The organism is Mycolicibacterium parafortuitum, from assembly GCF_010725485.1.
In the GTDB taxonomy this organism is placed as follows: Bacteria; Actinomycetota; Actinomycetes; order Mycobacteriales; family Mycobacteriaceae; genus Mycobacterium.
In genome coordinates, this window is record NZ_AP022598.1 from 3,069,055 (window position 1) to 3,094,242 (window position 25,188).

Consider the following 25,188-nt stretch of genomic DNA (forward strand, 5'->3'; position numbering starts at 1 on the left):
CGGCCGGCTGATTCAGCCGGCCGGATCCGTGCGCAGCGCGGCTTCGGCCGGATCCGCGCGCAACGCTGCTTCGGTTGGATCCGCGCGCAGCGCGGCGACGATGTACCGGCGCGCGTGCCGCAGCACCGACTCGTGGTCGTCGATGTTGCACTGCTCGCCGGGCACGGTGGCGAGGCTCATCATGATGCGCGCGATCCACTCGGCCGCTTCGGCGCGATCCGTGCCGGGATGGATCTCGCCGCGGTCGACCGCGGCCTGGATGTAGGGCTCCCAGAACGCCGCGATCTCGGGGATCAGCCCGCGCACGCCAAGACCGACGCATGCCGTGAACGCCTCGGGTTCTTCCTGTCGCAATTTGAGCACGAGTGCTCCGGGAGTCTCGGATTCCTCCCGGGCCAGTGCCACCCCGACGGCGATCTGCTGGTCGAGACCCGTGACCGCGTCGAGGCGCGTTCGGGACTCGGCCCAGAACGCGTCGTTGAGCCGCACGATCGCCGCGCCCAGCAGTTCGGACTTGTCGGGAAAGTGCCGGTAGAGCCAGCCGCGGCTGACGCCTGCCACCTCGGCGACCTCGGAGACCGTGGTGGCGCGGATCCCTTTGGCCGTCAGACACTGTTCGGCGGCGTCGATGAGGCGGTCCCGGACAGATCGCGCGGGAGGATTGGCCGCGGCGCCCTCGACGGAATTCGGCAGTGGATTCGCTGCCAGTGAATTCTGTACGGCGCTCGGGCTCATCGGCATATCTTCGCAAATGAATCGCGTGTTGTGGCCGAGGTAGAGGTAGGCTGCGCGCTTGATCCAGTAGACAACTCACGGGATCTGTTCACACTCGGAAAGGGTGGGCGGCTTGGCCGAGACAGTTCAGGAGCTGCTCCGGGAGCGCGCAGCCGACGACGGCATCGCGATGACCTACAACGGCCGAACCTGGACCTGGCGTGAGCACCTCACCGACGCGGCTGCGCAGGCCGCCGCGTTGATCGGCATCGCCGACCGGTCACGACCGCTGCACGTCGGGGTGCTGCTGGGCAACAACCCCGACATGCTGACGGCCATGGCCGCCGCCGGCCTCGGCGGTTACGTGCTCGTCGGCGTCAACAACACCCGCCGCGGCCAGGCGCTCGGTCGCGACATCCGCCGCGGGGACTGCCAGATCCTCGTCACCGACACCGAACACCGGGCCCTGCTCGACGGCGTCGATCTGCCCGGGGTGCGCGTGCTGGTGATCGGAAGCCCGGAATGGGCGGAACTGCTCGCCCAGGCGGGCGAGTTGATCCCGCACCGCGAAGTCGCGGCGACCGACACGTACATGCTGATCTTCACCTCGGGCACCAGCGGTGACCCGAAGGCGGTCAAGATGATGCACGCGATGGTGCTGCTCGCAGGCGCCGCGCTGGTCGGGAGGTTCTCGCTGACCTCGAAGGATGTCTGCTACCTGGCGATGCCCCTGTTCCACAGCAACGCGGTGCTGGCCGGCTGGTCGGTCGCGCTGAACTCCGGTGCCGCGATGGCGCCCGCGCGCTTCTCCGCCTCCGGATTCCTCGACGACATCCGCCGCTACGGCGTCACCTACATGAACTACGTGGGCAAGCCGCTGGCCTACATCCTGGCGACCGCGGAAAAGCCCGACGACCGCGACAACCCGCTGCGGGTCGCGTTCGGCAACGAAGCCACCGACCGCGACATCGCCGAGTTCGCGCGGCGCTTCGGTTGCGACGTATGGGACGGATTCGGATCGACGGAGAACGCGGTCACCGTCACCCGCGAGGAGGGCTGCCCGCCCGGCTCGATCGGCAAGGGCTTCCCCGGAGTGGCGATCTACGACCCCGACACCGTCACCGAATGCGCGGCCGCCGAGTTCGACGAGCACGGTGCGCTCGTCAACGGCGACGACGCGATCGGCGAACTGGTCAACACCCAGGGTGCGGGCATGTTCGCCGGCTACTACAACGACCAGGACGCCACCGAGGACCGGATGCGGCACGGCATGTTCTGGTCCGGGGACCTGGCCTACCGCGACGCCGACGGCTGGATCTACCTCGCAGGGCGGACCGCCGACTGGATGCGCGTCGACGGGGAGAACATGACCTCCGCACCGATCGAGCGCATCCTGATCCGCGAACCGGCCATCAGCATGGTCGCGGTGTACCCGGTGCCCGATGAGTTCGTCGGCGACCAGGTGATGGCCGCGATCGTGCTGCAGGACGACGCGACGCTGACCCCCGAACAGTTCGGCGCGTTCCTCGCCGAGCAGCCCGATCTGTCCCCGAAAGCCTGGCCCCGACACGTCTGGGTCGCCGACGACCTGCCGAGCACCGCGACCAACAAGGTGCTCAAGCGTGAACTGGTCGCGATGGGCACCGAGGCCCACGGCCGGACGTTGTGGAAGCGTGACGGCCGGAAGTACCTCCTTCAGGCCGAGCCGGTGACCGAGCAGGAATAGCGCCCGTGCAAAGCGCGTTTAGGCTGCTGGCGGTTGACCTGGCATAATCAGGTCCAGCCTTCCGGCCTCCGGCCGGGTGCCGTCACCTCGGTTCCGGTTCACGCCGCAAGCCTCCCGGTACGGGAAGGGCGACCCGGGCCCACGATTGAAGAGGAAACCATGAAATCAGGCATCCATCCTGACTATGTCGAGACCACCGTGCTGTGTGGCTGTGGTGCGAGCTTCACCACCCGCAGCACCAAAAAGAGCGGCAACATCACCGTCGAGGTCTGCTCGCAGTGCCACCCGTTCTACACCGGCAAGCAGAAGATCCTCGACAGCGGCGGTCGTGTGGCCCGCTTCGAGAAGCGCTACGGCAAGCGCAGCAAGTAGCTGTCGCAACGGCGCCCGCTCTGCCGCACTTCATGCGCAGACCGGGCGCCGTTTCGCGCTTTCTGGGTTGAATTCCGGCACGTTGAGGAGGAGTCGAGATGGCCGACGCTGCACCGGCGATCGAGGCGATTCTCGCCGAGTACGGCGAGCTGGAACAGCGGCTGTCCGATCCCGAACTGCACTCTGACGCCTCCGCCGCCCGCAAGGTGGGCCGGCGCTTCGCGCAGATCTCGCCGATCGTGGCCACCTACCGCAAGCTCGAAGCGGCCCGAGGTGACCTCGAGGCGGCCAAGGAACTCGCCGCCGATGACGCGTCGTTCGCCGACGAGGTGACCGAGCTGACCGCCAAGATCGCCGAACTCGATACCCAGCTGACGGATCTGCTCGCCCCCCGCGACCCCCACGACGCCGACGACATCGTGCTCGAGGTGAAGTCCGGCGAGGGCGGCGAAGAGTCGGCGCTGTTCGCCGCCGACCTGGCTCGCATGTACATCCGGTACGCCGAACGGCACGGCTGGACCGTCACGATGCTGGGGGAGACCACCTCCGACCTCGGCGGCTACAAGGATGCGACGTTGTCCATCGCCAGCAAGGGCGACTCCGCCGACGGTGTGTGGTCGCGACTGAAGTTCGAGGGCGGCGTGCACCGGGTTCAGCGGGTTCCCGTCACCGAATCCCAGGGCCGGGTGCACACCTCGGCGGCCGGCGTGCTGGTTTATCCCGAACCCGAAGAGATCGAGCAGGTCCAGATCGACGAGTCCGACCTCCGCATCGACGTCTACCGGTCGTCGGGCAAGGGCGGCCAGGGCGTGAACACCACCGACTCGGCGGTGCGCATCACGCACCTGCCCACCGGCATCGTCGTGACGTGCCAGAACGAGCGCTCCCAGCTGCAGAACAAGGCGCGCGCGATGCAGGTGCTCGCGGCCCGGCTGCAGGCGCTGGCCGAAGAGCAGGCGCAGGCCGACGCATCGGCCGACCGGGCCAGCCAGATCCGCACCGTCGACCGCAGCGAGCGCATCCGCACGTATAACTTCCCCGAGAACCGCATCGCCGACCACCGGATCAACTACAAGGCGCACAACCTCGACCAGGTGCTCGACGGCGATCTCGATCCGCTGTTCGACGCGCTCGCCGCCGCCGACAGACAATCCCGCCTGCAGAACACGTGAACGTCGCCGACCGGCCAGTCACCATGCGTCAGCTGATCGACGACGCCGCTGACGTCTTGGCCGCAGCCGGGGTCGGGTCCCCGCGCGTCGACGCCGAACTGCTTGCCGCTCACCTGCTGGGCGTCGACCGCGGCAGGGCGGTGTTCGCCGACGCCGACGACGCGTTCGTGACCCGCTACCGGCAGCTGGTCGCCAGGCGCGCCGAGCGGGTCCCGCTGCAGCATCTGACCGGCACCGCGGCCTTCGGACCGCTCGACCTGCGGGTCGGGCCGGGCGTCTTCATCCCGCGGCCGGAGACCGAATCCCTGCTCGAATGGGTACTGGCGCAACGGCTTCCGTCCAATCCGGTGATCGTCGATCTGTGCACCGGGTCCGGTGCGCTGGCGGTCGCGCTCGCGCACGGTGTCCCGGGTGCACGGGTGATCGCCGTCGACGACTCCGCCGACGCACTGGGCTACGCGCGGCGCAACGCCGCCGGTGCCGCGGTGGAGCTGCTGCACGCCGACGTGACCGCGGACGGGGTGTTGGGCGAATGGGACGGTGCCGTGGACGTCGTGGTGTCCAACCCGCCCTACATCCCGGACGGGGCGGCACTCGATCCCGAGGTGGCAGACCACGACCCGGCGCACGCGTTGTTCGGCGGGCCCGACGGGATGGCCGTCATCGACCCGATCGTCGCGGTCGCGGCGCGGCTCTTGCGGCCCGGCGGGGTATGCGCGGTGGAACATGACGACACCACCTCGCAGCGCACCGTGGACAGCTTCGTCCGCACCGGGGCCTTCACCGACGTGACCCCACGACACGACCTGGCCGGGCGACCACGCTTCGTGACCGCGGTGCGGGCCGGGTGAGAGGCTGAATATCGTGACCGAGATGTTCGACTGCTCCGATCCGCAGCAGCGGGCGACCGGCATCGCGTCGGCGATCAGCGCGCTCAAGGGTGGCAGGCTCGTGGTGATGCCGACAGACACCGTCTACGGGCTCGGCGCCGACGCCTTCGACGGCGAGGCGGTCGCGTCACTGCTGGAGGCCAAGGGCCGCGGCCGCAATATGCCCGTCCCGGTGCTGGTCGGGTCGTGGCACACCATCCAGGGCCTCGTGTACTCGGTGCCCGACAGTGCCAAAGAGCTCATCCGCGCGTTCTGGCCGGGAGCGCTGAGCCTGGTCGTGCAGCAGGCGCCGTCGCTGCACTGGGATCTCGGCGACGCCAACGGCACCGTGATGCTGCGCATGCCGCTGCATCCGGTCGCGATCGAGCTGCTGCGCGAAGTCGGCCCGATGGCCGTATCCAGTGCGAACATCTCCGGAAATCCGCCGGCGGTCACCGCCGAACAGGCCCGGGCGCAGCTCGGCGACCGGGTGGAGGTCTACCTCGACGGCGGCCCGGCCGAACAACAGGCCGCGTCCACGATCGTCGACCTGACCGGTGCGCACCCGAGGGTGCTGCGGGAGGGGCCGGTGACGCTGGACGCCATCGCCGAAGTGCTCGGTGTCGAGGCGCAGACGCTGACCGCAGACGACGAGTGAATCCGGGCTCTGTGGATCTGGCTGCGGTGACGATGACCGCCACGCGGGCGGGGGAGAGCGTGTTGGCGCTGTCGGACCGCGGCGCGGGCGTCCCGCTGCGGGAACTCGCGCTCGTCGGGCTGACCGCGGCCATCATCACCTACCTGGCCACCGGCTTTGTCCGGGTGCTCGCGACGCGCTGGGGCGCGGTGGCGTATCCGCGTGAGCGGGATGTGCACCTGCAACCGATCCCGCGCATGGGTGGCCTGGCGATGTACGTCGGGGTGGTGGCCGCCGTCCTGCTCGCCTCCCAGCTGCCCGCGCTGACCCGCGGGTTCGTGTACTCGACGGGTCTGCCCGCGGTCGTGGTGGCGGGCGGCCTGATCATGGTCGTCGGTCTGATCGACGACCGGTGGGGACTGGACGCGCTGACCAAGTTCGCCGGCCAGATCACCGCGGCGAGCGTGCTCGTCACGATGGGCGTCGCATGGAGCGTGCTCTACATCCCGATCGGTGGCGTCGGCACCATCGTGCTGGACCAGGTCGCCTCCATCCTGCTGACGCTGGCGTTCACCGTTGCGCTGGTGAACTCGATGAACTTCGTCGACGGACTCGACGGCCTGGCCGCGGGACTGGGCCTGATCACCGCATCGGCGATCTGCATCTTCTCGGTCGGACTGCTGCGCGACCACGGCGGCGACGTGTTGTTCTATCCGCCGGCGGTCATCTCCGTGGTGCTGGCCGGTGCGTGCCTGGGCTTTCTGCCGCACAACTTCCACAAAGCCCGCATCTTCATGGGCGACTCGGGGTCGATGCTGATCGGTCTGATGCTCGCCGCCGCGGCGACCACCGCGGCAGGGCCGATCTCGCAGACCGCGTACGGGGCCCGCGACGTGTTCGCTCTGCTGTCGCCGTTCCTGCTGGTCGTCGCCGTGGTCTTCGTCCCGGCGCTCGACATGCTGCTGGCAATCATCCGGCGTACCCGCAAGGGGCTCAGCCCGTTCAGCCCGGACAAGATGCATCTGCACCACCGACTGCTCGAGATCGGCCATTCCCACCGCCGGGTGGTGCTGCTCATCTATTTGTGGGTCGGCATCGTGGCGCTCGGTGCGGCCAGCACCATCTTCTTCGACCCGCGCTACACCGCCGCGGTGATGGCGGGCGCTCTCGTGGTCGCGATCGTCGTCACGTTGATACCGCTGCTCAGGCGTGGGAACAACGAGTCCGACGAGGTATACGACAAAAAGTAGTAGTAGCTCTTTTGTGGCTCTTACCATGTGTTAAGGTTTTCTCAGAACCCGAAAAGACCTCGCGGGTTGCCGGCCTCCGGGCGGTTCGATGGCATCGATCAGAGCATCGCCCCGGCTGGCATGACGACCGATATTCAGACCACATTTCGACCACAACAGGGAGCAACCCCTTGGGTGATTCCAGCGCGCCCGACGCCCTCCGATACGCTACGGGCGCCACGCACAGGAACCACGGGAAGACCCCATCGATGCTTGACGACCGCCGGATTGAGGTGAAGCAGTGACGACGCCCGCGCAAGACGCGCCGTTGGTGTTCCCGTCCGTTGCTTTCCGGCCTGTCCGTCTGCTCATCGTGTGCCTCGCGCTGACCGCAGTGGCGCTGCTGGCTTCGGGCTTCACCGGCAACATCCTTTTCGGCGCGTTCTTCGGTGTCGGCCTCGGTCTGGGCCTGGTCAACGCACTGCTGGTGCGCCGGGCCGTCGAGTCGATCACCGCCGAGGAACACCCACTGAAGAAGAAGATGGCGGTGAACTCGGCCACCCGGCTGCTGGTCATCACCGCCATCGCGCTGACCATCGCGTTCGTCTTCCGGCAGCACGGCGGCCTCGCCGTACTCTTCGGGCTGGCGATCTTCCAGGCGCTGCTCGTGATGAGCACGAGCATCCCTGTGATGAAGAAGATCCGCCGCGACGGACTCAACGTGCTCGACACGGATTCGAAGGATTGATCTGAGCTACATGAACCGGCTGGACTCAATGGAGAGAAGACAGGGACGATGACCGAATCCATCCTCGCCGCAGAGGAAGGTGGCTCCGCCATCCACGTCGGCCATCACACGATGGTGTTCGAGCTGTTCGGCATGACGTTCAACGGCGACACGATTCTGGCCACCGCGATCACGGCCGTGATCGTCATCGCGCTGGCCTTCTACCTGAAGTCCAAGGTCACTTCGACCGGCGTCCCCGGCGGCGTGCAGCTGTTCTGGGAAGCGCTGACCATCCAGATGCGTCAGCAGATCGAAGGCTCGATCGGCATGAAGGTGGCACCGTTTGTGCTGCCGCTGTCGGTCGCGATCTTCGTGTTCATCCTGATCTCCAACTGGCTGGCGGTGCTGCCGTGGCAGTACGGCGGTTCGGACGGCGCCGCGGGCGAGCTGTACAAGCCGCCGGCCTCCGACATCAACTTCGTGCTCGCGCTGGCCCTCTTCGTGTTCATCTGCTACCACGCCGCAGGCATCTGGCGGCGCGGTGTGATCGGGCACCCGATCAAGGTCGTCAAGGGACACGTCGCGTTCCTCGCGCCGATCAACATCGTCGAGGAACTCGCCAAGCCCATCTCGCTGGCACTGCGACTTTTCGGCAACATCTTCGCCGGCGGCATCCTGGTCGCGCTCATCGCGATGTTCCCCTGGTACATCCAGTGGTTCCCGAACGCGGTGTGGAAGACCTTCGACCTGTTTGTCGGCTTGATCCAGGCCTTCATCTTCTCCCTGCTGACGATCCTGTACTTCAGCCAGTCGATGGAGCTGGATCACGAAGACCACTGAGCGCGACGACACATAGAGCGACGACCCATAGAGCACTGACGCAGTAACCGCTAAGTCCCTACGACCAACGATCACGAACTCTGGCGGCACCGCCCCAGTTATCAAGGAGGATAAGAGAATGGAAATCGACCCCAACGCCATCATCACTGCTGGTGCGTTGATCGGCGGCGGTCTGATCATGGGCGGCGGCGCGATCGGTGCGGGTATCGGTGACGGTATCGCCGGTAACGCCCTGATCTCCGGCATCGCCCGTCAGCCTGAGGCCCAGGGCCGGCTGTTCACGCCGTTCTTCATCACGGTTGGTCTGGTCGAGGCGGCCTACTTCATCAACCTGGCCTTCATGGCGCTGTTCGTCTTCGCCACTCCGGGCCTGCAGTAATCCACCGGCATGGGTGAACTCACCACATCTATCGTCGCCGCCGAAGAAGGCGGAGGGACCAGTAACTTCCTGATCCCCAACGGCACCTTCTTCGCCGTGCTGCTCATCTTCCTGATCGTGCTCGGCGTGATCTGGAAATGGGTTGTGCCACCGATCAGCAAGGTGCTGGCCGAGCGGGAGGCGATGCTGGCCAAGACCGCCGCCGACAACCGTAAGTCGGCCGAACAGGTCGCCGCGGCGAAGGCGGACTACGACAAGACCTTGGCCGAGGCCCGTGGCGAGGCATCCGCCATCCGCGACGAAGCACGCGTCGCCGGCCGTCAGGTCGTCGAGGAGAAGCGCGCGGCGGCCAGCGGTGAGGTCGCCGAGACGCTGAGCGCGGCCGACCAGCAGTTGTCGCAACAAGGTTCGGCCGCTCGGTCGGATCTGGAGTCCTCCGTCGACGGCCTGTCCGCGGCGCTGGCCAGCCGGATCCTGGGCGTCGACGTGAATTCAGGTGGGAGTCGTTAGATGTCGATCTTCATCGGACAGCTGATCGGCTTCGCCGTCATCGTGTTCGTCATCGTCAAGTGGGTCGTGCCGCCTGTGAAGGGGCTGATGCAGCGCCAGCAGGAGGCGATCCGGGTCGCGCTCGCCGAGAGTGCCGAGGCGAGCAAGAAGCTCGCCGACGCCGACGCGATGCACACCAAGGCCGTCGAGGACGCGAAGAACGAAGGTCAGAAGGTCACCGACGAGGCGCGCCAGGATTCCGAGCGGATCGCGGCGCAACTCGCCGAGCAGGCCGATGCTGAGGCCGAGCGGATCAAGGCCCAGGGCGCTCAGCAGGTTCAGCTGATGCGTCAGCAGTTGATCCGTCAGCTGCGATCCGGTCTCGGCAGCGAGTCGGTGCAGAAGGCCGAAGAGATCGTGCGCAACTACGTGTCCGATCCGGCCGCGCAGTCCTCGACCGTCGACCGGTTCCTCGATGAACTCGACGCGATGGCACCGTCTTCTGTGGTGCTTGAGGCCGGGGCGACGCTGAACCTGCGCGCGGCCAGCCGTGAGGCCCTGGCCGAGCTGGTCAAGAAGTTCGAGTCGGTCGCCGACGGCGCCGACTCCGGCACCCTGACCACGCTCGCCGACAACCTGGCGGCCGTGGCCAAGCTCCTGCTGGCAGAACCGACGCTCACCAAGCACCTCGCCCAGGCCACCGACGATTCGGCGCCCAAGGTCCGCTTGGCCGAGCGGCTGTTCGACGGCAAAGTCGACGGCAACGCGCTGGAGATCGTCAAGACCGCCGCCGCACAGCGGTGGTCGGTCGAGAGCAACCTGATCGACGGACTCGAGCACGTCGCCCGACTGGCCCTGCTGACGCGTGCGGAGCGCGACGGACAGAGCGAAGAGGTCGAGGACCAGCTGTTCCGAGTGGGACGGGTCCTCGACGAACAGTCTCGGCTGAGCCGGCTGCTCGCCGACACCACGGTGCCCGCCGACAAACGGGTCGAACTGCTCAACAAGGTGCTCGAAGGCGCCGGCGGCGTCAACCCCACGGTTTCGGCACTGTTGACGCAGACCGTCGAACTGCTGCGCGGTGAGCCCGCCGACTCAGTGGTCAGCGACCTCGCCGAGCTCGCCGTCACCCGGCGCGGCGAGGCGGTCGCCGAGGTCAAGGCCGCGGCCGACCTCTCGGAGCAGCAGCGCACCCGCCTGAAGGAGATCCTGAGCCGGATCTACGGCACCCCGGTGTCGGTCCAGCTCGACATCGATCCCGAGGTCCTCGGCGGACTCCTGATCACCGTCGGCGACGAGGTCATCGACGGCTCCATCTCATCGCGGTTGGATGCGGCCCGCACCGGGCTGCCGGACTGACCGCCCCAGAACTCGAGCAGTAACAACCACTAAGGCAGGAAGACGAAAAGCCATGGCAGAGTTGACAATCTCCGCTTCTGACATCGAAGGGGCGATCGAGGACTACGTCTCCTCCTTCACCGCCGACTCGGACCGGGAAGAAATCGGCACCGTGATCGACGCCGGTGACGGTATCGCCCACGTCGAGGGCCTGCCCTCGGTGATGACCCAGGAGCTCCTCGAGTTCCCGGGCGGTGTTCTCGGTGTCGCGCTGAACCTCGACGAGCACAGCGTCGGCGCGGTCATCCTCGGTGAATTCGAGAAGATCGAAGAAGGCCAGCAGGTCAAGCGGACCGGCGAGGTGCTCTCGGTGCCGGTCGGCGACGCCTTCCTCGGCCGCGTGATCAACCCGCTGGGCCAGCCGATCGACGGCCAGGGTGAGATCAAGGCCGACGGCCGCCGCGCACTCGAGCTGCAGGCGCCGTCGGTGGTTCAGCGCCAGGGCGTCGGCGAGCCGCTGCAGACCGGCATCAAGGCCATCGACAGCCAGACCCCGATCGGCCGTGGCCAGCGTCAGCTGATCATCGGCGACCGCAAGACCGGCAAGACGGCCGTCGCGGTCGACACCATCCTCAACCAGCGTGAGGCCTGGGAGACCGGCGACCCGAAGCAGCAGGTGCGCTGCGTGTACGTCGCGATCGGCCAGAAGGGCACCACGATCGCGTCGGTCAAGCGCGCTCTCGAAGAGGGCGGCGCGATGGAGTACACCACCATCGTCGCGGCCCCGGCCTCCGACGCCGCCGGCTTCAAGTGGCTGGCGCCCTACACCGGGTCGGCCATCGGCCAGCACTGGATGTATGACGGCAAGCACGTGCTGATCGTGTTCGACGATCTGTCCAAGCAGGCCGATGCCTACCGCGCCATCTCGCTGCTGCTGCGCCGCCCGCCGGGCCGCGAGGCGTTCCCCGGCGATGTGTTCTATCTGCACTCCCGCCTGCTGGAGCGTTGCGCGAAGCTGTCCGACGAGCTCGGCGGCGGTTCGATGACGGGTCTGCCGATCATCGAGACCAAGGCCAACGACATCTCGGCGTTCATCCCGACCAACGTCATCTCGATCACCGACGGCCAGTGCTTCCTGGAGTCCGACCTGTTCAACCAGGGTGTGCGTCCGGCCATCAACGTCGGTGTGTCGGTGTCCCGCGTCGGTGGCGCCGCGCAGATCAAGGCGATGAAGGAGGTGGCCGGCTCGCTGCGTCTGGAGCTCTCGCAGTACCGCGAGCTGGAGTCGTTCGCCGCCTTCGCCTCGGATCTGGACGCGGCCTCCAAGGCGCAGCTGGACCGCGGTGCCCGCCTCGTCGAGCTGCTCAAGCAGCCGCAGTACACGCCGTACCCGGTCGAGGATCAGGTCGTCGCGATCTTCCTCGGTACCAAGGGCCACCTGGACTCGGTGCCGGTCGAGGACGTCGCGCGGTTCGAGCAGGAAGTTCTCGAGCACGTGAAGGCTTCGCACGACGATGTCCTCAAGGAGATCCGCGAGACCAAGAAGCTCTCCGAAGAGGCCGAGGAGAAGCTGACGAACATCATCAACGAGTTCAAGAAGGGCTTCTCCGCCTCTGACGGCAGCTCCGTCGTGGTCAACGAGGCCGAGGCCGAGGCCATGGACGAAGCGGACGTCGAGAAGGAATCCGTCAAGGTCCGCAAGCCGGCCCCGAAGAAGTAGGACCGAGAGGGGTCTGGAGAGCTAGATGGCTGCAACACTGCGCGAGCTACGTGGGCGCATCCGTTCCGCCGGGTCGATCAAGAAGATCACCAAGGCGCAGGAACTGATCGCCACGTCGCGAATCGCCAAGGCGCAGGCCCGAGTCGAGGCGGCTCGGCCCTACAGCACCGAGATCACCAACATGCTCACCGAGCTTGCCAGCGCCAGCGCGCTTGATCACCCGCTGCTCGTCGCGCGGGAGAACCCGCGGCGGGCCGCGGTGCTGGTGGTGTCCTCGGACCGGGGGTTGTGCGGTGCGTACAACGCCAACGTGCTCCGCCAGTCCGAAGAGCTGTTCGCGTTGCTGCGGGAAGAGGGCAAGGAACCCGTCGTCTACACGGTCGGGCGAAAGGCGCAGGGCTACTTCAGCTTCCGCCAGCGCGAGATCACCGAGGCGTGGTCGGGCTTCTCCGAGCGGCCCACCTACGAGAACGCGAAGGAGATCGCCGACACCCTGGTGGCGGCCTTTATGTCCGGCGCCGACGACGAGGGCGACGACGCCGGTGCCGACGGCATCCTCGGTGTCGACGAACTGCACATCGTCTTCACCGAGTTCCGGTCGATGCTGTCGCAGTCCTCGGTGGCGCGGCGGATCGCGCCGATGGTCGTCGAGTACGTCGGTGACGAGCAGCCCGAAGATGGTCCGCAGACGCTGTTCTCGTTCGAGCCGGACGCCGAGACGCTGTTCGACGCACTACTGCCGCGCTACGTCGCCACCCGCGTGTACGCCGCACTTCTTGAGGCCGCGGCCTCGGAGTCGGCCTCGCGTCGGCGCGCCATGAAGTCGGCGACCGACAACGCCGACGATCTGATCAAGGCGCTGACCCTGGCGGCGAACCGGGAACGTCAGGCGCAGATCACCCAGGAAATCAGCGAGATCGTCGGTGGCGCCAACGCGCTCGCCGACTCGCGCTAGCCGACCAACTACACAAGCCCCTCCCAGGAAGCGAAGAGAAAATGACTGCTACCGCAGAGAAGACGACGGGTCGCGTTGTTCGCATCACCGGCCCCGTGGTCGACGTGGAGTTCCCGCGTGGCTCCGTCCCTGAACTGTTCAACGCGCTGCATGCCGACATCACCTACAAGGAGCTGTCGAAGACGCTGACGCTGGAGGTCGCGCAGCACCTCGGTGACAACCTGGTGCGCACCATCTCGATGCAGCCCACCGACGGCCTGGTCCGTGGCGTCGAGGTCACCGACACCGGCAACTCGATCTCGGTTCCCGTCGGCGACGGCGTCAAGGGCCACGTGTTCAACGCCCTGGGCGACTGCCTCGACGAGCCCGGCTACGGCAAGGACTTCGAGCACTGGTCGATCCACCGCAAGCCGCCGGCCTTCTCCGAGCTGGAGCCCCGCACGGAGATGCTGGAGACCGGTCTCAAGGTCGTCGACCTGCTGACCCCGTACGTCCGCGGCGGCAAGATCGCCCTGTTCGGCGGCGCCGGCGTGGGCAAGACGGTGCTCATCCAGGAGATGATCAACCGTATCGCCCGTAACTTCGGCGGTACCTCGGTGTTCGCCGGCGTCGGCGAGCGCACCCGTGAGGGCAACGACCTCTGGGTCGAGCTCGCGGACGCCAACGTGCTCAAGGACACCGCCCTGGTGTTCGGCCAGATGGACGAGCCGCCGGGCACGCGTATGCGTGTCGCCCTGTCGGCGCTGACGATGGCGGAGTTCTTCCGTGACGAGCAGCAGCAGGACGTGCTGCTGTTCATCGACAACATCTTCCGCTTCACCCAGGCCGGTTCCGAGGTGTCCACCCTGCTCGGCCGTATGCCGTCCGCGGTGGGTTACCAGCCGACCCTGGCCGACGAGATGGGTGAGCTCCAGGAGCGCATCACCTCGACCCGTGGCCGGTCCATCACGTCGATGCAGGCCGTGTACGTGCCCGCCGACGACTACACCGACCCGGCCCCGGCAACCACGTTCGCCCACCTCGACGCAACCACCGAGCTTTCTCGTACGGTGTTCTCGAAGGGCATCTTCCCGGCGGTGGATCCGCTGGCATCGTCCTCGACGATCCTCGACCCGGCCGTGGTCGGCGACGAGCACTACCGTGTCGCGCAGGAAGTCATCCGTATCCTGCAGCGCTACAAGGATCTTCAGGACATCATCGCGATCCTCGGTATCGACGAGCTCGCCGAAGAGGACAAGCAGCTGGTGCAGCGTGCGCGTCGTCTGGAGCGCTTCCTGAGCCAGAACATGATGGCGGCAGAGCAGTTCACCGGTCAGCCCGGTTCCACGGTGCCGCTGAAGGAGACCATCGAGGCCTTCGACAAGCTCACCAAGGGCGAGTTCGACCACCTGCCCGAGCAGGCGTTCTTCCTCATCGGTGGTCTCGACGACCTGGCGAAGAAGGCCGAGAGCCTCGGCGCCAAGCTGTGATGAGCGCTTGCGCGAAGAACCGTCGGGCACTGATGAGCGCTTGCGCGAAGAACCGTCGGGCACTGATGAGCGCTTGCGCGAAGAACCGTCGGGCACTGATGAGCGCTTGCGCGACGCGAAAGGTGGTGCATGATGGCTGATCTGCACGTCGAGATCGTCGCCGTGGAGCGCGAGCTGTGGTCGGGTGACGCGACTTTCGTCTTCACCCGCACCACCGCAGGCGAGATCGGCATCCTGCCGCGGCACATCCCGCTGGTCGCCCAGCTGGTCGACGATGCCATGGTGCGCGTCGAGCGCGAGGGTGAAGACGACCTGCGCATCGCGGTCGATGGCGGGTTCCTGTCGGTGACCGAGGAAGCCGTCCGCATCCTCGTCGAGAACGCACAGTTCGAGTCCGAGATCGACGCCGATTCCGCCAAGCAGGACTCGGAATCGGACGACGAGCGGACCGCGGCATGGGGTCGGGCGCGTCTGCGCGCTCTGGGCCAACTGGACTGACCGCCGATGAGCGCGTCCATGCTGTTCATGGTCGCGCTCGTCGGTGTGCTCCTTCTGGTCGTCATCGCGCTGTTCTACCGGCTGTGGAAACTACGCCAGGTCGGTGGAACGGCGGCGATCCTGCGTGATGTCCCCGCGGTGGGCGGCCACGGATGGCGCCACGGAGTGATGCGCTACCGCGGGGGAGAGGCCGGTTTCTACCGGCTGTCGAGTTTCCGATGGTGGCCCGACAGGACGCTGACCAGGCGAGGTCTGGAGATCGTCTCGCGGCGTGCGCCCCGGGGCGACGAGTTCGACATCATGACCGATCAGATCGTGATCCTCGAACTTCGGGATACCGGTCCGGAACGCGGCCGCGGCTATGAGATCGCACTGGATCGCGGCGCGCTGACGGCGTTCACCTCGTGGTTGGAGTCCCGGCCGTCACCGCGGGCGCGCCGGCGCGGCTACTGACGCTGACCGCCGGGCTGCCAGAGCACGTCACCGTCCGGGTTGGCGGCCCTGGACAGGATGAACAGCAGGTCCGACAACCGGTTCAGGTATTTGGCGGGCAGCACACTGACGGAATCGCCGTGGGTCTCGACGGCGTGCCAGGCCGACCGCTCCGCCCGGCGGGCGACCGTGCGCGCGACGTGCAGCAATGCCGACAGTGGCGTCCCCCCGGGGAGAATGAAGGAGTTCAGCGCCGGCAGCGGTTCGTTGAACTCGTCGCACCACGTCTCCAGCCGGTCGATGTACTCCTGCTTGATGCGCAGGGGCGGGTATTCGGGGTTCTCCACGACCGGCGTGGACAGGTCGGCGCCGGCGTCGAACAGGTCGTTCTGGATCTGGCGCAGGACTTTCCGGATTCGTTCCTCGGGGGAGCCCAGAGCCACCGCGACACCGATCGCCGCGTTGGCTTCGTCACAGTCGGCATACGCCGCCAGGCGGGCGTCGTTCTTCGAAACCCGGCTGAAATCGCTGAGCCCGGTGGTGCCGTCGTCGCCGGTCCGGGTATAGATCCGCGTCAGGTGAACTGCCATGGTCAAACGGTACCGGGACACCCCCGAGGGCTACGGCTCGGCAGCCTGACATGGCCCAACTGGCTGTCTACACTAACCGCGTGAGCGAGCGATTCGTGGTGACCGGTGGTTGCCGGTTATCAGGCGAAGTAGCCGTCGGGGGCGCCAAGAACAGCGTGCTCAAGTTGATGGCCGCGGCACTGCTCGCCGAGGGAACCAGCACCATCACCAATTGCCCGGACATTCTGGACGTGCCGTTGATGGCCGAGGTGTTGCGCGGGTTGGGCGCCACCGTCGAACTCGAGGGTGACGTCGTGCGCATCACCTCACCCGACGAACCCAAGTACGACGCCGACTTCGCCGCGGTTCGGCAGTTCCGCGCGTCGGTGTGTGTGCTCGGACCGTTGGTGGGCCGCTGCAAGAAGGCCAGGGTGGCGTTGCCCGGCGGCGACGCGATCGGTTCGCGACCGTTGGACATGCACCAGGCCGGGCTTCGGCAACTCGGGGCCCGATGCAACATCGAGCACGGATGTGTGGTCGCCGAGGCCGATCACCTGCGCGGAGCCGAGATCCAGTTGGAGTTCCCGTCCGTCGGCGCGACCGAGAACATCTTGATGGCCGCGGTGTTGGCCGAAGGTGTCACGACGATCCACAACGCCGCGCGCGAACCGGACGTCATCGACCTGTGCACGATGCTCAACCAGATGGGGGCGCAGATCTCCGGCGCCGGCTCGTCGACGATGACGATCACCGGGGTGGACAAGCTTCACCCGACCGAGCACAAGGTGATCGGCGACCGGATCGTCGCCGCGACGTGGGGGATAGCCGCGGCGATGACCCGAGGCGACATCTCGGTGACCGGAGTGGACCCGTCACATCTGCAGTTGGTGTTGCACAAGCTGCACGATGCCGGCGCCACGGTGACGCAATCCGATGACGGCTTCCGCGTGGTGCAGTACGAACGTCCGAAAGCGGTGAATGTCGCCACGCTTCCGTTCCCCGGGTTCCCGACCGACCTGCAACCAATGGCGATCGGCCTGGCGGCCGTCGCCGACGGGACGTCGATGATCACCGAGAACGTTTTCGAGGCGCGCTTCCGATTCGTCGAGGAGATGATCAGGCTCGGCGCCGACGCCCGAACCGACGGTCATCACGCGGTCGTCCGCGGGATCCCGCAGTTGTCGAGTGCTCCTGTGTGGTCCTCGGATATCCGCGCCGGCGCCGGGCTGGTGCTCGCGGGTCTGGTCGCCGACGGCGACACCGAAGTGCACGACGTGTTCCACATCGATCGCGGCTACCCGAAGTTCGTGGAGAATCTCGTCGCTTTGGGTGCGGAGGTCGAGCGGGTCAGCTAGACTTGGCGGGCCGAAAAGGCCTTCTACGCTGGCGATTTGGAACCTGACGCGAACTCTGCGTAGTATTTCCATCATCAGCAGCGAGCCCCCGGGGGTCCGGAAGGAAATCCGGGGCAGCGGCTTGACCGCCCGCCAGGGCTTATGTAGACTGGTGAGGTTGCCTTAAAACAGGCTCTGTTGTTTGAGAACTCAATAGTGTGTTTGGTGGTTTTTGTTTGTTGTTTTTTGACTCACCTCTTTTTCCCGTTTAGGGGTGGGTTGTTTTTTGATGCCAGTTTGTTTGGTGTCTTTTGTTTGTGATCGGATTTTTCTGATTCGAATTCTGCCTGGCCTTTTTGGTTGGGAAGTTTTTGTTTGGAGAGTTTGATCCTGGCTCAGGACGAACGCTGGCGGCGTGCTTAACACATGCAAGTCGAACGGAAAGGCCCTTCGGGGTACTCGAGTGGCGAACGGGTGAGTAACACGTGGGTGATCTGCCCTGCACTTTGGGATAAGCCTGGGAAACTGGGTCTAATACCGAATAGGATCACTGGCTTCATGGTCGGTGGTGGAAAGCTTTTGCGGTGTGGGATGGGCCCGCGGCCTATCAGCTTGTTGGTGGGGTAATGGCCTACCAAGGCGACGACGGGTAGCCGGCCTGAGAGGGTGACCGGCCACACTGGGACTGAGATACGGCCCAGACTCCTACGGGAGGCAGCAGTGGGGAATATTGCACAATGGGCGCAAGCCTGATGCAGCGACGCCGCGTGAGGGATGACGGCCTTCGGGTTGTAAACCTCTTTCGCCAGGGACGAAGCGCAAGTGACGGTACCTGGAGAAGAAGGACCGGCCAACTACGTGCCAGCAGCCGCGGTAATACGTAGGGTCCGAGCGTTGTCCGGAATTACTGGGCGTAAAGAGCTCGTAGGTGGTTTGTCGCGTTGTTCGTGAAAACTCACAGCTTAACTGTGGGCGTGCGGGCGATACGGGCAGACTAGAGTACTGCAGGGGAGACTGGAATTCCTGGTGTAGCGGTGGAATGCGCAGATATCAGGAGGAACACCGGTGGCGAAGGCGGGTCTCTGGGCAGTAACTGACGCTGAGGAGCGAAAGCGTGGGGAGCGAACAGGATTAGATACCCTGGTAGTCCACGCCGTAAACGGTGGGTACTAGGTGTGGGTTTCCTTCCTTGGGATCCGTGCCGTAGCTAACGCATTAAGTACCCCGCCTGGGGAGTACGGCCGCAAGGCTAAAACTCAAAGGAATTGACGGGGGCCCGCACAAGCGGCGGAGCATGTGGATTAATTCGATGCAACGCGAAGAACCTTACCTGGGTTTGACATGCACAGGACGCCGGCAGAGATGTCGGTTCCCTTGTGGCCTGTGTGCAGGTGGTGCATGGCTGTCGTCAGCTCGTGTCGTGAGATGTTGGGTTAAGTCCCGCAACGAGCGCAACCCTTGTCTCATGTTGCCAGCACGTAATGGTGGGGACTCGTGAGAGACTGCCGGGGTCAACTCGGAGGAAGGTGGGGATGACGTCAAGTCATCATGCCCCTATGTCCAGGGCTTCACACATGCTACAATGGCCGGTACAAAGGGCTGCGATGCCGTGAGGTGGAGCGAATCCTTTCAAAGCCGGTCTCAGTTCGGATCGGGTCTGCAACTCGACCCCGTGAAGTCGGAGTCGCTAGTAATCGCAGATCAGCAACGCTGCGGTGAATACGTTCCCGGGCCTTGTACACACCGCCCGTCACGTCATGAAAGTCGGTAACACCCGAAGCCGGTGGCCTAACCCTTGTGGAGGGAGCCGTCGAAGGTGGGATCGGCGATTGGGACGAAGTCGTAACAAGGTAGCCGTACCGGAAGGTGCGGCTGGATCACCTTTCTAAGGAGCACCACGAGAATCAGGCCCGCCCACATCGTGTGGGGTTCGGTGATCTGATCGATTCGTTGGATGGCCTCGCACCTGTAGTGGGTGGGGTCTGGTGCAACAACAAACGTTGAGCCGGCGGGGAAAACCGTCGGTGAAGGAAATTGCCGGACACACTATTGGGCTTTGAGACAACAGGCCCTGCGACCCGTTGGGGTCGGCCATCGCCCGTTGGGGTGGTGGAGCGTGTTGTTGCCCTGCTTTGGTGGTGGGGTGTGGTGTTTGATTCGTGGATAGTGGTTGCGAGCATCGAAGGATGCGCCGGCTTTCGGGTTGGTGTGTCTTTCATGTAATGCAAATTTCTGATTGATCCCAGCCTTTCGGGGTTGGGTGACTCATTTTTTGGTTTTGTGTTGTAAGTGTTTAAGGGCGCATGGTGGATGCCTTGGCACTAGGAGCCGATGAAGGACGTGGGAGGCTGCGATATGCCTCGGGGAGCTGCCAACCGAGCGTTGATCCGAGGATGTCCGAATGGGGAAACCCGGCACGAGTGATGTCGTGTCACCCAGCGCTGAATATATAGGCGTTGGGGGGGAACGCGGGGAAGTGAAACATCTCAGTACCCGTAGGAAGAGAAAACAACAGTGATTCCGTGAGTAGTGGCGAGCGAAAGCGGAGGATGGCTAAACCGTGTGCATGTGATACCCGGCGGGGGTTGTGTGTGCGGTGTTGTGGGGCGTTCCTTCTTCTCTCCGCCGAGAGGAGCGAGAGTGATAAACCGTTGGGTTAGTTGAAGTGGCCTGGGATGGCCTGCCGTAGTGGGTGAGAGCCCCGTAGATGAAAACTCAATGGCTTTCGTGGAATGTTTCCCCGAGTAGCAGCGGGCCCGTGGAATCTGCTGTGAATCTGCCGGGACCACCCGGTAAGCCTGAATACTTCCTAGTGACCGATAGCGGATTAGTACCGTGAGGGAATGGTGAAAAGTACCCCGGGAGGGGAGTGAAATAGTACCTGAAACCGTGCGCTTACAATCCGTCAGAGCCCTCCTTCGTGGTGGGGTGATGGCGTGCCTTTTGAAGAATGAGCCTGCGAGTCAGGGACATGTCGCGAGGTTAACCCGGGTGGGGTAGCCGTAGCGAAAGCGAGTCTGAATAGGGCGTATCCACACAGGAGTGTGTGGTGTAGTGGTGTGTTCTGGACCCGAAGCGGAGTGATCTACCCATGGCCAGGGTGAAGCGCGGGTAAGACCGCGTGGAGGCCCGAACCCACTTAGGTTGAAGACTGAGGGGATGAGTTGTGGGTAGGGGTGAAAGGCCAATCAAACTCCGTGATAGCTGGTTCTCCCCGAAATGCATTTAGGTGCAGCGTCGCAGTGTTCGTGTTGGAGGTAGAGCTACTGGATGGCCGATGGGCCCCACAGGGTTACTGACGTCAGCCAAACTCCGAATGCCGACACGGTGTAATGCGGCAGTGAGACGGCGGGGGATAAGCTCCGTGCGTCGAGAGGGAAACAGCCCAGATCGCCGGCTAAGGCCCCTAAGCGTGTGCTAAGTGGAAAAGGATGTGCAGTCGCGAAGACAACCAGGAGGTTGGCTTAGAAGCAGCCACCCTTGAAAGAGTGCGTAATAGCTCACTGGTCAAGTGATTGTGCGCCGATAATGTAGCGGGGCTCAAGCACACCGCCGAAGCCGCGGCAGCTGACTTTTGTTGGCTGGGTAGGGGAGCGTCCTGCATCCGGTGAAGCAGCCGAGTAATCGAGTTGTGGAGGGTGTGGGAGTGAGAATGCAGGCATGAGTAGCGATAAGGCAAGTGAGAACCTTGCCCGCCGGAAGACCAAGGGTTCCTGGGCCAGGCCAGTCCGCCCAGGGTGAGTCGGGACCTAAGGCGAGGCCGACAGGCGTAGTCGATGGACAACGGGTTGATATTCCCGTACCCGTGTGTGAGCGTCCCTGATGAATCCATCTTGCTAACCGCCCAAAACCAGGGCCACTGATCCCTTCGGGGTGACGGGTTCTGGGGCTGCGCGGGACCCAGGTGGGTAGTAGTCAAGCGATGGGGTGACGCAGGAAGGTAGCCGTACCGGTCAGTGGTAATACCGGGGTAAACCTGTAGGGAGAAACCTAGGCAAATCCGGGTTTCATAGATCCTGAGAGGTGATGCATAGCCGATTGAGGCGAATTCGGTGATCCTATGCTGTCGAGAAAAGCCTCTAGCGAGCGCACACGGCCCGTACCCCAAACCAACACAGGTGGTCAGGTAGAGAATACCGAGGCGTACGAGTGAACTATGGTTAAGGAACTCGGCAAAATGCCCCCGTAACTTCGGGAGAAGGGGGACCCACATACCGTCAACACCTTCGCGGTGGGCAGCGGGAGTGGGTGGCACAAACCAGTGAGAAGCGACTGTTTACTAAAAACACAGGTCCGTGCGAAGTCGCAAGACGATGTATACGGACTGACGCCTGCCCGGTGCTGGAAGGTTAAGAGGACCCGTTAACCCTTGGGTGAAGCGGAGAATTTAAGCCCCAGTAAACGGCGGTGGTAACTATAACCATCCTAAGGTAGCGAAATTCCTTGTCGGGTAAGTTCCGACCTGCACGAATGGCGTAACGACTTCTCAACTGTCTCAACCATAGACTCGGCGAAATTGCATTACGAGTAAAGATGCTCGTTACGCGCGGCAGGACGAAAAGACCCCGGGACCTTCACTACAACTTGGTATTGGTGCTCGATACGGTTTGTGTAGGATAGGTGGGAGACTGTGAAGCTGAAACGCCAGTTTTGGTGGAGTCGTTGTTGAAATACCACTCTGATCGTATTGGGCCTCTAACCTCGGACCGTCTATCCGGTCCAGGGACAGTGCCTGGTGGGTAGTTTAACTGGGGCGGTTGCCTCCTAAAATGTAACGGAGGCGCCCAAAGGTTCCCTCAACCTGGACGGCAATCAGGTGTTGAGTGTAAGTGCACAAGGGAGCTTGACTGCGAGACGGACATGTCAAGCAGGGACGAAAGTCGGGACTAGTGATCCGGCACCTCTGAGTGGAAGGGGTGTCGCTCAACGGATAAAAGGTACCCCGGGGATAACAGGCTGATCTTCCCCAAGAGTCCATATCGACGGGATGGTTTGGCACCTCGATGTCGGCTCGTCGCATCCTGGGGCTGGAGCAGGTCCCAAGGGTTGGGCTGTTCGCCCATTAAAGCGGCACGCGAGCTGGGTTTAGAACGTCGTGAGACAGTTCGGTCTCTATCCGCCGCGCGCGTCAGAAGCTTGAGGAAATCTGTCCCTAGTACGAGAGGACCGGGACGGACGAACCTCTGGTCCACCAGTTGTTCCACCAGGAGCATTGCTGGATAGCCACGTTCGGACAGGATAACCGCTGAAAGCATCTAAGCGGGAAACCCCCTCCAAGACCAGGCTTCTCACCCATTTAAGTGGGATAAGGCCCCCCGCAGACCACGGGATCGATAGACCAGACCTAGAAGACCAGCAATGGTCGCAGGGAACTGGCACTAACCGGCCGAAAACTTACAACAAACACAACAAAACCTCGCAACCACATCCACAGTCACACAGACTGCACCCCACCACCAAAAACAGGGGCTACAAAACTTCCCCCAACGGGGGATCACTGAAAAGTGAATAAAGTTACGGCGGCCATAGCGGCAGGGAAACGCCCGGTCCCATCCCGAACCCGGAAGCTAAGCCTACCAGCGCCGATGATACTGCCCACACGGGTGGAAAAGTAGGACACCGCCGAACACATTTTAAGCCCTGTGCCCCCCAATTCTGTTGGGGGGCACAGGCATTTGTGGGGAACGTACCTTCAATCGAATAGCGTCGGATATGCCGGCGAATTACTCTTCTCCATTCCCAGCAGCATTCTCTTGCGGTCCAATCCGCCGCCGTATCCCGTCAAACTCCCATTTGCGCCGATGACGCGGTGACACGGCACGATGATCCCGATGGGATTGTGGCCGTTGGCCAAGCCGACCGCCCTGAACGCGCCTGGTGTACCGATCAGCGTGGCGATCGCACCGTAGGAGCGCGTCTGTCCGTACGGAATGCTGCGTAATGCGTCCCAGACCTTCCGCTGGAACGGCGTACCGACCAGATCCAGATCGAGGTCGAACTCACGGCGTCGGCCACTGAAATATTCGTCGAGCTGGCATACCGCGTCGTCGAAGGCGGCATCGTCGCGCTGCCAGTGAGCCCGGTCGGGCTCATAGGTCTGGTCGACCATGCGCAGATGTTGCAGTCGGCCCGCCCTGCCGGCCAGGGTGAGCAGCCCTACGGGACTGTCCATCGTCCGGTATCGCACGGTCTCCATCACTTCTCCTTCGGTGGCCACTGATTCACACTGTGGTCGAGCACTGTCCAAAGATGTTGTGTCGCATAGGATCGCCACGGTCGCCACGCGCTGCTATGGGCGGTCAGTGGTCGCGGATCCGACGGTAGACCGACGTGCTTCGCGGCGGCGGCCACGCCGAGATCGGTGCCCGGGAACGCATCAGGGTCGCCCAGCCCGCGCATCGCGATCATTTCGGCCGTCCACGGCCCGATGCCGGGGATCCCCAGAAGGGTCTCGCGTGCGGCGTCCCAGTCACATCCCGGATCCAGCACGAGAGTGCCGTCCGACAGTGCCGTGACGAGCGCCCGCAGCGTGCGTTGCCGCGACTTCGGGAATGCCAAGTACTGCGGATCAATCTCGGAGAGTGCCTCCACCGACGGGAACACGTGGGTGAGCCGCCCCTCGGGATCGTCGACAGGTGTCCCGTACGCACCGGCCAGGCGCCCCACATGGGTACGCGCCGCGGCCAGGGAAACCTGCTGTCCGAGGACTACGCGCACGGCGAGTTCGTGCTCGTCGACGGTGCGGGGAATCCGTTGTCCCGGCGCCTTGGTCACGACAGGTGCGAGATGGGGATCGGCGCTGAGGGTGTCGACCACCGCTTCCGGATCGGCGTCTAGGTCAAGTAGCCGCCTGCACCGCGCGATGGCCGCCGACAGGTCGCGGAAGTCGTCGACGATGAGCCGGCAACCCACATGGTCGGGGTGGGGCGTCAGGCTGACGATGCCGGTTCCGTGCGGCAACCTCAGGGTCCGGCGGAAGGCGCCGTCGCGGACCTCCTCGACGCCGGGAACGGCGCTGGCCGCCAGATGCCCGAACAGTCCCTCGAAGGCGAACGGTGTGCGCACCGGCAGACGTAACGACATCACCCCTGTGCCGGGGGTGTCGTCGCTGCCGAACCGCGTTCGCGCCCGGCTGCGGAGCATCGTCGGGGTCAGATCGCAGACCGTGCGCACGGTGTCGTTGAACTGCCGAATGCTGGAGAACCCCGCTGCGAAAGCCACATCGCTGAACGGCATCTCGGTGGTCTCGATCAGGACCCGCGCCATCTGGGCGCGTTGAGCGCGTGCGAGTGCGAGGGGCGCGGCACCGACTTCTGCGTGCATCAACCGTTCCAGCTGCCGCACCGTGTAACCGACGCGGGACGCGAGCCCGCTGACTCCGTCGCGGTCCACGGTGCCGTCGGCGATCAGGCGCATCGCACGCGCGACGACGTCGCCGCGCACATTCCATTCCGGCGAGCCCGGCGACGCGTCAGGACGGCAGCGTTTGCACGCGCGGAAGCCGGCCCGCTGGGCCGCGGCCGCGGTCGGGTAGAAGCGCATGTTGCGCGCAAACGGTGGCCGTACCGGGCAGCTCGGACGGCAGTAGATCTTCGTGGTGAGCACCGCGGTGACGAACCAGCCGTCGAACCGGGCGTCCTTGGACTGGACGGCGCGGTAGCAGCGGTCGAAATCGGTGTGCACCCTTCGACCCTGGCATGTCGGTTACGGCAGGACTAG

At 64.6% G+C, this 25,188-nt stretch carries 21 protein-coding genes and 3 rRNA genes; 20 read left to right on the top strand and 4 right to left on the bottom strand.

Features of this window, described 5'->3' with window-relative positions; genetic code table 11:
* Positions 1–12 precede the first annotated feature (12 nt).
* The gene (locus NTM_RS14800) at positions 13–741 is read right to left on the bottom strand and encodes a TetR/AcrR family transcriptional regulator (protein ID WP_435405097.1); all 729 of its coding nucleotides are present in this window, start codon (positions 739–741) and stop codon (positions 13–15) included.
* 106 nt (positions 742–847) lie between these two features.
* On the opposite strand from NTM_RS14800, the gene fadD1 reads away from it, so the two are divergent.
* The 16 genes from fadD1 (at position 848) to NTM_RS14880 (ending at position 15,587) form a co-directional block, all read left to right on the top strand.
* The gene (fadD1, locus tag NTM_RS14805) at positions 848–2,440 is read left to right on the top strand and encodes a fatty-acid--CoA ligase FadD1 (RefSeq protein ID WP_163766726.1); all 1,593 of its coding nucleotides are present in this window, start codon (positions 848–850) and stop codon (positions 2,438–2,440) included.
* Positions 2,441–2,599: 159 nt separating this feature from the next.
* Entirely contained in the window at positions 2,600–2,812 is a 213-nt protein-coding gene (rpmE, locus tag NTM_RS14810) for a 50S ribosomal protein L31 (protein WP_011893189.1), read from the top strand.
* Positions 2,813–2,910: 98 nt separating this feature from the next.
* Positions 2,911–3,984: a peptide chain release factor 1 gene (prfA, locus tag NTM_RS14815; RefSeq protein ID WP_104864985.1), complete on the top strand. Its 1,074-nt coding sequence runs from the start codon at positions 2,911–2,913 to the stop codon at positions 3,982–3,984.
* Between the two features lie 23 nt (positions 3,985–4,007).
* Positions 4,008–4,835 (top strand): peptide chain release factor N(5)-glutamine methyltransferase, encoded by an 828-nt coding sequence (gene prmC / locus NTM_RS14820; RefSeq protein WP_163769497.1) that lies wholly within the window; start codon positions 4,008–4,010, stop codon positions 4,833–4,835.
* Between the two features lie 13 nt (positions 4,836–4,848).
* Positions 4,849–5,511 carry an L-threonylcarbamoyladenylate synthase gene (locus tag NTM_RS14825; RefSeq protein ID WP_179963938.1) on the top strand — a complete coding sequence of 221 codons (663 nt, stop codon included), beginning with the start codon at positions 4,849–4,851 and terminating at the stop codon, positions 5,509–5,511.
* Positions 5,512–5,543: 32 nt separating this feature from the next.
* Positions 5,544–6,740 (top strand): glycosyltransferase family 4 protein, encoded by a 1,197-nt coding sequence (locus NTM_RS14830; protein WP_104865106.1) that lies wholly within the window; start codon positions 5,544–5,546, stop codon positions 6,738–6,740.
* A 280-nt stretch (positions 6,741–7,020) separates the two neighbouring features.
* On the top strand, positions 7,021–7,467 hold the full coding sequence (locus NTM_RS14835; RefSeq protein WP_163766727.1) for an ATP synthase subunit I: 447 nt from the start codon (positions 7,021–7,023) through the stop codon (positions 7,465–7,467).
* 48 nt (positions 7,468–7,515) lie between these two features.
* Positions 7,516–8,286, top strand: a complete 771-nt coding sequence (gene atpB, locus NTM_RS14840; protein WP_163766728.1) for a F0F1 ATP synthase subunit A — start codon at positions 7,516–7,518, stop codon at positions 8,284–8,286.
* Positions 8,287–8,404: 118 nt separating this feature from the next.
* Positions 8,405–8,665 (top strand): F0F1 ATP synthase subunit C, encoded by a 261-nt coding sequence (locus tag NTM_RS14845; protein ID WP_003931026.1) that lies wholly within the window; start codon positions 8,405–8,407, stop codon positions 8,663–8,665.
* 9 nt (positions 8,666–8,674) lie between these two features.
* Positions 8,675–9,175, top strand: coding sequence for a F0F1 ATP synthase subunit B (locus NTM_RS14850; RefSeq protein ID WP_104864982.1), 501 nt, complete (start codon positions 8,675–8,677; stop codon positions 9,173–9,175).
* On the top strand, positions 9,176–10,513 hold the full coding sequence (locus tag NTM_RS14855) for a F0F1 ATP synthase subunit B/delta (protein ID WP_104864981.1): 1,338 nt from the start codon (positions 9,176–9,178) through the stop codon (positions 10,511–10,513).
* Positions 10,514–10,565: 52 nt separating this feature from the next.
* On the top strand, positions 10,566–12,212 hold the full coding sequence (atpA, locus tag NTM_RS14860) for a F0F1 ATP synthase subunit alpha (protein WP_104864980.1): 1,647 nt from the start codon (positions 10,566–10,568) through the stop codon (positions 12,210–12,212).
* 25 nt (positions 12,213–12,237) lie between these two features.
* Entirely contained in the window at positions 12,238–13,167 is a 930-nt protein-coding gene (locus NTM_RS14865; protein ID WP_104864979.1) for a F0F1 ATP synthase subunit gamma, read from the top strand.
* A 41-nt stretch (positions 13,168–13,208) separates the two neighbouring features.
* A complete protein-coding gene (atpD, locus tag NTM_RS14870; RefSeq protein WP_163766729.1) occupies positions 13,209–14,636 on the top strand; it encodes a F0F1 ATP synthase subunit beta in 1,428 nt (475 codons plus the stop codon).
* 132 nt (positions 14,637–14,768) lie between these two features.
* Positions 14,769–15,134, top strand: coding sequence for a F0F1 ATP synthase subunit epsilon (locus tag NTM_RS14875; RefSeq protein ID WP_083144283.1), 366 nt, complete (start codon positions 14,769–14,771; stop codon positions 15,132–15,134).
* A 6-nt stretch (positions 15,135–15,140) separates the two neighbouring features.
* Positions 15,141–15,587 (top strand): DUF2550 domain-containing protein, encoded by a 447-nt coding sequence (locus NTM_RS14880; protein WP_163766730.1) that lies wholly within the window; start codon positions 15,141–15,143, stop codon positions 15,585–15,587.
* Here the strand turns inward: NTM_RS14880 and NTM_RS14885 are convergent.
* Positions 15,581–16,156: a cob(I)yrinic acid a,c-diamide adenosyltransferase gene (locus tag NTM_RS14885; RefSeq protein ID WP_163766731.1), complete on the bottom strand. Its 576-nt coding sequence runs from the start codon at positions 16,154–16,156 to the stop codon at positions 15,581–15,583. The two genes, NTM_RS14880 and NTM_RS14885, sit on opposite strands and share 7 nt — an antisense overlap.
* Positions 16,157–16,236: 80 nt before the next feature.
* On the opposite strand from NTM_RS14885, the gene murA reads away from it, so the two are divergent.
* The 4 genes from murA to rrf all read left to right on the top strand — a co-directional run bounded on the left by murA (position 16,237) and on the right by rrf (position 23,097).
* Complete coding sequence (murA, locus tag NTM_RS14890) at positions 16,237–17,490, top strand: UDP-N-acetylglucosamine 1-carboxyvinyltransferase (RefSeq protein ID WP_104864977.1); 1,254 nt, start codon at positions 16,237–16,239, stop codon at positions 17,488–17,490.
* A 351-nt stretch (positions 17,491–17,841) separates the two neighbouring features.
* Positions 17,842–19,357, top strand: a 16S ribosomal RNA gene (locus NTM_RS14895).
* Positions 19,358–19,752: 395 nt separating this feature from the next.
* Positions 19,753–22,871: ribosomal RNA gene (locus tag NTM_RS14900) — 23S ribosomal RNA — on the top strand.
* A 113-nt stretch (positions 22,872–22,984) separates the two neighbouring features.
* Positions 22,985–23,097, top strand: a 5S ribosomal RNA gene (rrf, locus tag NTM_RS14905).
* Together the 16S, 23S and 5S rRNA genes form the textbook arrangement of a ribosomal RNA operon.
* Positions 23,098–23,161: 64 nt before the next feature.
* On the opposite strand, the gene NTM_RS14910 is transcribed toward rrf, so the two are convergent.
* Complete coding sequence (locus NTM_RS14910) at positions 23,162–23,665, bottom strand: methylated-DNA--[protein]-cysteine S-methyltransferase (protein ID WP_163766732.1); 504 nt, start codon at positions 23,663–23,665, stop codon at positions 23,162–23,164.
* A complete protein-coding gene (locus tag NTM_RS14915) occupies positions 23,665–25,152 on the bottom strand; it encodes a DNA-3-methyladenine glycosylase 2 family protein (protein WP_163766733.1) in 1,488 nt (495 codons plus the stop codon). The genes NTM_RS14910 and NTM_RS14915 overlap by 1 nt, the downstream gene beginning before the upstream one ends.
* Positions 25,153–25,188 lie beyond the last annotated feature (36 nt).